Below are 7,650 nucleotides of genomic sequence, written 5' to 3'. Positions count from 1 at the left end.
GTGGGGGTTGGGCTGGGGTTGATCGCCCGAGGGTTTGCCGAGCGATCGACCCCGTCGTTACCTTCTGTCGATCGATTATGCGCCCGATATGCGCTCGATCGGTGATGCCAATTTAGGTACGCCTCATTGGATCCGCCTGATTAGGGAAGGAATGCCGCGTCCCTAGCGACCAGCACCCACCTTGCCACCCAACAACCGCTGTAGCTCGTCGGGTTTGGAGCTTTTGCCCAGGGCATCTTCGTAGGTGATCTTGTTTTCTTGGTACAGCTTCGCCAGGCAAGATTCCATGGTTTGCATCCCCTGCTTACCACCCATTTGAATCGTGGAATAGATTTGCGAGGTTTTGCCTTCCCGAATCAGGTTCGCCACAGCGGGGGTATTCAGCATAATTTCGTGTGCTGCACAGCGACCGCCCCCAACTTTCTTGACCAAGTTTTGTGAGCAAACTCCCACAAGGGAGTTGGCCATCTGGGCCCGGACTTGGGGCTGTTGGATGGGGGGAAACACGTCCAAAATCCGGTCGATCGTCCCGGCGGCGGAGTTGGTGTGCAGGGTTCCGAAAACCAAGTGACCGGTTTCAGCGGCGGAGATAGCCAAGGAAATGGTTTCCAAGTCCCGCATTTCTCCCACCAGAATGATATCCGGGTCTTCCCGCAGCGCTGCCTTCAGGGCGTTGGCAAAACTCTTGGTGTCTTCGCCCTTTTGCCGCTGGTGGAACAGGCTTTTCATGTTCGGGAACACATACTCGATCGGGTCTTCCACGGTCAGAACATGCTCCGCGCGGGTGCGGTTGATGTAGTCCAGACAGGCCGCCAGGGTGGTGGTTTTGCCGGATCCCGTTTGCCCCGTGATCAGCACCATGCCCCGGGGCCGCTCCGCCATCTCCAGCAGCACTTGGGGCAAACCGAGTTTTTCAAAGTTGGGAATTTGGGAAGCCAGGGCCCGCAAACAGGCGGCCCAGCAGCCCCGCTCGCGATAGACATTCACCCGAAACCGCGACAGACCCTTGACCCCATAGGCGCAGTCCAATTCCCAGTTTTGCTCCAGGTCTTTCCGCTGGTTGTTGTTGAGCATACTGAAAATCAGCTTTTGGCAGTCCTGGGAGTCGAGAACTTCACCAAATTGCGGTTGGGGGGTCAGTTTGCCGCTAATCCGAAAATAGATGGGCGCACCGGCTTGGATATGCATGTCGGAGCCGCCTTGTTCGATCAGCGATTCCATCACGTCTTCGATCATGTAATCCAGTGGCATGGTCGCTACTCCTGTCGAGTGAGGTTAGGTCGAATGGGGATCGAGTGGGGGTCGATCGAATGGGGGTCGATCGGGATCAAAACGCTGTCGGGGCCCGCAAAGTTGGCAGGGTTTGAACAACTCGAGCGGGGCCAACCATGGGGAAGCGTCGAAACCGGGGATGAGGTCAGCCGTGAATTCAGCCGTGAAGTTGGCCTGAGGATGCCCAATTGGGCGGGCGATCGTATCAAGATCGCATTCCCTGCCAACCGGCGAGCCAGTCATGAGCGATCGCCAAAAGCTAGCGACCGGTCACCAACGGCTCTTCAAACCGAGGCGTGAGGCAATAGGGACAGTCCATCCAGTCTGGCTGGAGTTCTGCCGCGCAGGTGCGACAGGTGAGGGCGCTCTTGCGCTTGGCCTTCAGTTCCGCTTCTAGGCCGGTGTCGGTGAAGGTGACCCGCTCCACTTCCTCGAAGGTGGTCAGCCCTTCCCGCACCAGATCCAGGCTGTAGGCCAACAGGGTAACCATCCCTTCTTCAACGGCGGCTTCTTTGATGCGATCGGTTGGGGCCCCTTGGGTAATCAGGTTTTGCAAGGTTTCCGTCACTTGCAACACCTCATAAACCCCGCAACGGCCCTTGTAGCCCACACCGCCACACTTGGGACAAAGTTTGCCCATTTCGCCCAGGGTCTTGCGCTCATCGGGCGACACCACATTGGCCTTGTAGAAGGTCAGGTGGGATTCTTGGTTGGCGCTCATGCCGTAGCGGGCCAACTCTTCGGGAGTGGGGGTGTAGGGCACGCGGCATTCGCTGCAAACACGCCGCATTAGCCGCTGGGCCACTACGCCCAACAGGGCCCCCGCCACCATGAAAGGTTCCACGCCCATTTCATCCAAGCGGGCGATCGCCCCGGATGCGTCGTTGGTGTGCAAGGTGGTTAACACCAAGTGCCCCGTGAGGGCTGCCTCGATCGCCGTTTTGGCCGTTTCCTTGTCCCGCGTCTCACCCACCAGAATCACATCCGGGTCTTGGCGCAGGAATGCCCGCAGGATCCGCGAAAAGTCCAGCCCCTTTTCCCGAATCACTTGCACCTGGGTAATCCCGGGCAAGGCATATTCGATCGGGTCTTCAGCGGTACTGATGTTGATGCCCGGGTCGTTCCGTTCCGCCAAAATGGAATAGAGCGTGGTGGACTTCCCGGAACCCGTCGGCCCCGTCACCAAAATCAAGCCAAAGGGGCGGCTGGCCATCTCCCGCACCAACTGCAACGATTCCGGCCGGCCAATCAGCTTATCCAGACCCAGTTGTGTTGAGGAGTTATCCAAAATCCGCAACACAATCTTCTCGCCGTAGCGACTGGGTAGCACATTGACCCGAAAGTCCACTTTCCGCCCTTCAAAGACCCGGCGAATCCGCCCATCCTGGGTGTCCCGTCGTTCGGCAATGTCCAGGTTGGAAATGATTTTGAACCGGGAGGTCACGGCCGGAACCACCTTTTTCGGGAGCCGGAACACCTCTTGCAGCACCCCATCTTTGCGGAACCGAATCCGCATTTCTTCCTCTTGGGGTTCCACGTGAATATCCGAAACGCCGTCTTGCAGGGCCTTAATCAAAACCTTGTTTACTAGGTTGACGATCGGCCCTGACTCCGCGTCGTTCATGGAGCTGGCCAGGTCGTCCGTCTCCAATTCGTCGGAAGCCTCTTCCATTTGCATGGCTTCGAGGTTCTGCAAATCCGACTCATCGAAACTGACGGCGGCGGAAGTTTGGCGAGAAGCCTGTTGGGACTTGCGGGCCGCTTCGTCTAGGTATTGGCTAATGATGGCCTGGTAATCTTCGGGGGCAATCACCCGCCGAATCAGGGCCAGGTTTTGGGGCCGCAGGATGCGATTCAAATCGTCCAGTGCATCCAGGTTGTCCGGGTCGGCCATGGCCACCATCATGGCCGGTGCGTCGCCCCGTTGGGCCCGCCCCAGGGGCAGCAACCGATAGCGACGGCAAACATCCACCGGAATCAAGGTTTCAATGCATTGCTCCACCTGGGCCGCGGACACTTCTTCAATTTCCGGGTCGATCGCCTCAACCCCGTGGAGAATTTTGAGTTCAAACAGCAGTTGCTTTTTGTACTGGCGTACCAATTCCGGTGGCACTTCTTTGCCGGCGATCGCTGCCAGCACTTCCATCAGCGGCCGGCCCGACTGGCGGTGTTCAGCCAAAGCGCGGCTCATTTGGTCGGGATCCACATAGCCCGACTGCACAAGTTTGTTACCGAAGGGCGAAAAATTGCTTTGGACAACCAGGGCGCGCCGGTTTATGGAGTTTGTCATAGCAGGTGACACCTAGCGGGATCGAAGGCGCATCGATCGGGCGATCGGGCGCGAGGAGCGAAACGGACGGGCAATCAATTCAGCTACAGGGCCCAACTCAGCTACAGCATGACCCAGGTATACCCCGGTCTCCCTCCCGAAAACAACAGCCCGCAGCCGCGCAGCCCCAAGGATCGAAGCTGGATCCTGAAGCTGGATGCCTAGGAATGGCAGGCATTGACACTGATTGGTTTTGGGGCCATGGTTTTGAATTTTGGGCCATGGGTTCGAGCCTGTTCTCGGATCGGTTTCAGGGTGGGTTGGCGGGTCATGCAAAGCCAATGGATCAAAACCAAATCAATCCTAAGCTAAAGGTCTCGGGAAAGCTCGCATCTAGAGCTGGCATCTGAGGTAGGGGCTAGGGCGGGAAATGTTCGATTCGGCCGGGTGGCGTTCTAACATAGGTTGAGCCTGTGCGGGTCACTGTCCGGGCAGCCCTGCGGGACAGGTGGGTGATGGGCAATCTGCACTTCAGCGAGTACTGGAGTGGTGAGGGCCACCCACGGGCGATCGCCCCAATTTGGCCAATTTGCACGGGTCAGGAAATTTGACCGTTGTTGGACTGTTGATGGTCAAAGCTCAACAGGAACTCAACAAAAACTCCATTGTGATCACTGCTAGCGAGGAACCAATGACCTACAGCCCTGAAGAAAACCTGACGGAAGATAAGGCCTCGGTGAATGACCCGGCCCCCGAAGCGGCAGTAGAAACCCCAACTGCCGAAGCACCGACCCCCGAAGCCGCCACCCCCGAAACCAGCGCAACCGAGGAAGCACCGGCCACCCTGGATGATCTGGACTTGTCTGAGTTGGAAGAACCGGCAGCCGAAGGAACCTATGGGCCCAAGGTGGCGGACTTGCTGCGGGAAATTGAGGGCTTGAAGGGGCAACTGGACGATCGCACCGGCCAGCACATGCGCTTAACGGCTGACTTTGAGAATTTCCGCCGCCGCACCGCCAAAGAGCGCGAAGAGTTGGAGTTGCGGATTCGCTGCGATACGATCCGCGAGCTGTTGTCAGTTATTGATAACTTTGAGCGGGCCCGATCGTTCATCAAGCCCCAAACCGATGGCGAATTAAATCTGCACAAGAGCTATCAGGGCATTTATCGCCAGTTGGTGGACAGCCTGAAGCGGTTAGGGGTGGTGAAAATGCGCCCCGAGGGCCAGGAATTTGACCCGAATTTGCATGAGGCGGTGATGCGGGAGCCGTCCAATGAGCACCCGGAAGGCACGGTGCTGGAGCAGTTGCAGGATGGCTATCTGTTGGGCGATCGGGTGTTGCGCCATGCCATGGTGAAAGTTGCCGCTCCCGGTGAGCCTGTGGTAGCGTCTGAGGACAACGACCAGGCCGCCTCTGAGTCCTAAGGGCCGCCGGATGAGCAATGGCGCACCCGTTGGGCCCAGGGTCAATGATGATTCAGCGATGGCCCTGGGGCGATCGCCTCGGTTATCGGTTAGTGATCGGTTAATCGATCGTCCCAGGCTCTGGCCCAACGGCTCCGGGTTGTGGTTCCGGATTCAGTGCTGATGTGGTGGCCTCCTCTTCAGCCCAGTTTCGTCATTGGCTCTACCGGGCAATTCGTTCTAGCGGCTTGTTCTAGAAGTTTGGGTTCTGACCGTTGGGGTTCCAAAAACATTCGAGTGCCGGAACTCTCAGCTCTCGATCTTAAAGTTTTAGAAATTGAGCTTGAAACCATTCATCGCCGGGTTGCGGTGTGTTTGTTCCGAAAACCGGTCAATATGAAGGCCAATGGAAACTGCCTGGGTATTGATGAGGTATCGATCAATCTTGCCGTGATGGGGATGATTGAACCGCTGCTGCCATTGAGTTGAAAACTATGGGAAAAGTTATCGGGATCGATCTTGGCACGACCAATAGCTGCGTCGCCGTTCTGGAAGGCGGCCAAGCGATCGTCATTCCCAACTCGGAGGGGGCCCGCACCACTCCCAGCATTGTCGGGTTTGGCAAGGGGGGCGAACGGCTGGTGGGGGAGCTGGCCAAACGGCAGGCGGTCACCAACGCCGAAAACACGGTCTTCAGCATTAAGCGCTTTATCGGTCGCCGTTGGACGGAAACGGAGTCCGAGCGGCGTGTCATGCCCTACACCTGCGTGGCCGGGCGCGATGAGACCGTGGACGTGAAAATTCGCGACCAGTCCTACACGCCCCAGCAGATTTCTGCCATGGTGCTGAATAAGCTGAAGCAGGACGCGGAGGCCTACCTGGGGGAGGCGGTCACCCAAGCGGTGATTACGGTTCCTGCCTATTTCACCGATGCCCAACGCCAGGCCACGAAGGACGCGGGCCAGATTGCGGGTCTGGAAGTGCTGCGGATCGTGAATGAACCGACGGCGGCGGCCTTGGCCTACGGTGTTGACAAGCAGGATGTCGATCGGGCGGTGCTGGTGTTTGACCTGGGCGGCGGCACGTTTGATGTGTCGGTGCTGCAACTGGGGGATGGGGTTTTTGAAGTGAAGGCCACGGCCGGGAATAACCACCTGGGGGGCGATGACTTTGATAACTGCATCATTAGCTGGGCGATCGAAGAGTTCAAGGCGATCGAGGGCATTGACCTGCTCGAAGACAAGATGGCCCTCCAGCGCCTGCGGGAAGCGGCAGAGCGGGCCAAAATTGAACTGTCCGGTTCCCCCACCACCTCCCTGAACCTGCCGTTCATCACCGCCGACGAAACGGGGCCCAAGAATTTGGAAATGGAGCTGACCCGCACCAAGTTTGAAGAACTGGTGGCACACTTGGTGCAGGCCACGCTCGACCCGGTGGATCAAGCCATTCGGGATTCGGGCCTTGCGCCCGATCAGATCGATCGAATCATTTTGGTGGGGGGTTCCACTCGCATTCCCGCCGTCCAACAGGCCGTCAGCGCCAGGTTTGCGGGTCGTCAGCCCGATCGCTCCGTGAATCCCGATGAAGCCGTGGCCCTGGGGGCTGCCATCCAAGCGGGAGTCTTGGGCGGCGAAGTGCAAAACCTGCTGTTGTTGGACGTGACTCCCCTATCCTTGGGGTTGGAAACCCTGGGGGGCATGTTTACGCGGATTGTCGATCGCAACACCCCGATTCCCACCTGCCGATCGCAAGTCTTCTCCACCGCGATCGATGGTCAAACCTCCGTGGAAATCCATGTGGCCCAAGGGGAGCGGGCCATGGTTGCCGACAACAAGAGCCTTGGCCGGTTCCTGCTGACCGGCATTCCCCCCGCTCCCCGCGGCCTGCCGCAAATCGAAGTCTCCTTTGAAATTGACGCTGACGGGATCCTCAAGGTCTCGGCCGTGGACAAAGGCACGGGCCAAAAACAAAGTATCCGGATCACCAATACCGGTGGCCTGTCCACGGAAGAAGTGGAGCGGATGCGGCAGGATGCGGAAAGATTTGCAGATCTCGATCGCAACCGACGGCAGCGCGTGGATCTGAAAAATCAGATTGATAGCCTGATGTATAGCTATGAATCGGCACTCCAAAGCAATGCCGATCTGATCGATGATTCGTTGCGCCAAGTGTTGAAAACCCAGGCCGACACCCTTGGGCGACTGGATAGCGATCCGGAAGCACGCTTTGAGGATTTGCAATCGGCATTCAATGCGCTTCAGGAATCCCTACTGTCGGTGGGTAAACGGGCTTATCAGAATTCGGAAGCTGCCAACAAGCCCCCATCTTCCCCGCAATTCCCATCCCCCGCTCCCGCTCCTTCCGTGACGGGGCCAACCAGTTCAGCATTCAGCTCTCCCCCGATCGCCTCCACCCCGGTCACGCCGCCGCCCGTGACTCCCGTGGCCACCAGTCCCGCGCCTGTCAGCGTTCCCAGCCCCAGCCCGGTTCCGGCGGTCACCCCTGCCGTGCCTGCGGTGAACCTGTTGGCCAACGGGGATGGGAATAGCTTTTCGATGCCGGAATTGAGTGTGGATCCGCCGTCCCCGATCGCCTCGATCGCCCTCACGGATTTGGGCATTGAGTTACCGGAGGATGACGATTCGGAATACGATGACTCCACGATCGCGGCCGACTACGAGGCGATCGAGGACTAAACGCCCGA

6 protein-coding genes are annotated in these 7,650 nt (G+C 58.3%); 4 read left to right on the top strand and 2 right to left on the bottom strand.

Going from position 1 to position 7,650, the window contains the following annotated elements:
* Positions 1-162: 162 nt before the first annotated feature.
* Complete coding sequence (locus tag AMR42_RS03495) at positions 163-1,251, bottom strand: type IV pilus twitching motility protein PilT (protein WP_099532084.1); 1,089 nt, start codon at positions 1,249-1,251, stop codon at positions 163-165.
* A 280-nt stretch (positions 1,252-1,531) separates the two neighbouring features.
* Positions 1,532-3,562 (bottom strand): GspE/PulE family protein, encoded by a 2,031-nt coding sequence (locus AMR42_RS03485; protein WP_099532082.1) that lies wholly within the window; start codon positions 3,560-3,562, stop codon positions 1,532-1,534.
* Positions 3,563-4,014: 452 nt separating this feature from the next.
* On the opposite strand from AMR42_RS03485, the gene AMR42_RS20175 reads away from it, so the two are divergent.
* The 4 genes from AMR42_RS20175 to dnaK all read left to right on the top strand — a co-directional run bounded on the left by AMR42_RS20175 (position 4,015) and on the right by dnaK (position 7,642).
* The gene (locus AMR42_RS20175; protein ID WP_158234336.1) at positions 4,015-4,152 is read left to right on the top strand and encodes a hypothetical protein; all 138 of its coding nucleotides are present in this window, start codon (positions 4,015-4,017) and stop codon (positions 4,150-4,152) included.
* A gap of 80 nt (positions 4,153-4,232) precedes the next feature.
* Positions 4,233-4,967 carry a nucleotide exchange factor GrpE gene (gene grpE / locus AMR42_RS03475; RefSeq protein ID WP_099532090.1) on the top strand — a complete coding sequence of 245 codons (735 nt, stop codon included), beginning with the start codon at positions 4,233-4,235 and terminating at the stop codon, positions 4,965-4,967.
* A 141-nt stretch (positions 4,968-5,108) separates the two neighbouring features.
* Positions 5,109-5,435: a hypothetical protein gene (locus AMR42_RS20170; protein ID WP_158234335.1), complete on the top strand. Its 327-nt coding sequence runs from the start codon at positions 5,109-5,111 to the stop codon at positions 5,433-5,435.
* A 5-nt stretch (positions 5,436-5,440) separates the two neighbouring features.
* Complete coding sequence (dnaK, locus tag AMR42_RS03465; protein WP_099532079.1) at positions 5,441-7,642, top strand: molecular chaperone DnaK; 2,202 nt, start codon at positions 5,441-5,443, stop codon at positions 7,640-7,642.
* Positions 7,643-7,650: the final 8 nt, after the last annotated feature.

The sequence above is a fragment of the Limnothrix sp. PR1529 genome (assembly GCF_002742025.1).
In the GTDB taxonomy this organism is placed as follows: Bacteria; Cyanobacteriota; Cyanobacteriia; order CACIAM-69d; family CACIAM-69d; genus CACIAM-69d.
Note: the sequence above shows the minus strand (reverse complement) of the source record. Positions and strands in the feature narration are given on the sequence as shown.

Excerpts from the sequence above, each read along its gene's own strand:
- grpE (WP_099532090.1), top strand. The coding sequence starts at position 4,233 with ATGACCTACAGCCCTGAAGAAAACCTGACGGAAGATAAGGCCTCGGTG.
- AMR42_RS03495 (WP_099532084.1), bottom strand. The coding sequence starts at position 1,251 with ATGCCACTGGATTACATGATCGAAGACGTGATGGAATCGCTGATCGAA.
- AMR42_RS03485 (WP_099532082.1), bottom strand. The coding sequence starts at position 3,562 with ATGACAAACTCCATAAACCGGCGCGCCCTGGTTGTCCAAAGCAATTTT.
- dnaK (WP_099532079.1), top strand. The coding sequence starts at position 5,441 with ATGGGAAAAGTTATCGGGATCGATCTTGGCACGACCAATAGCTGCGTC.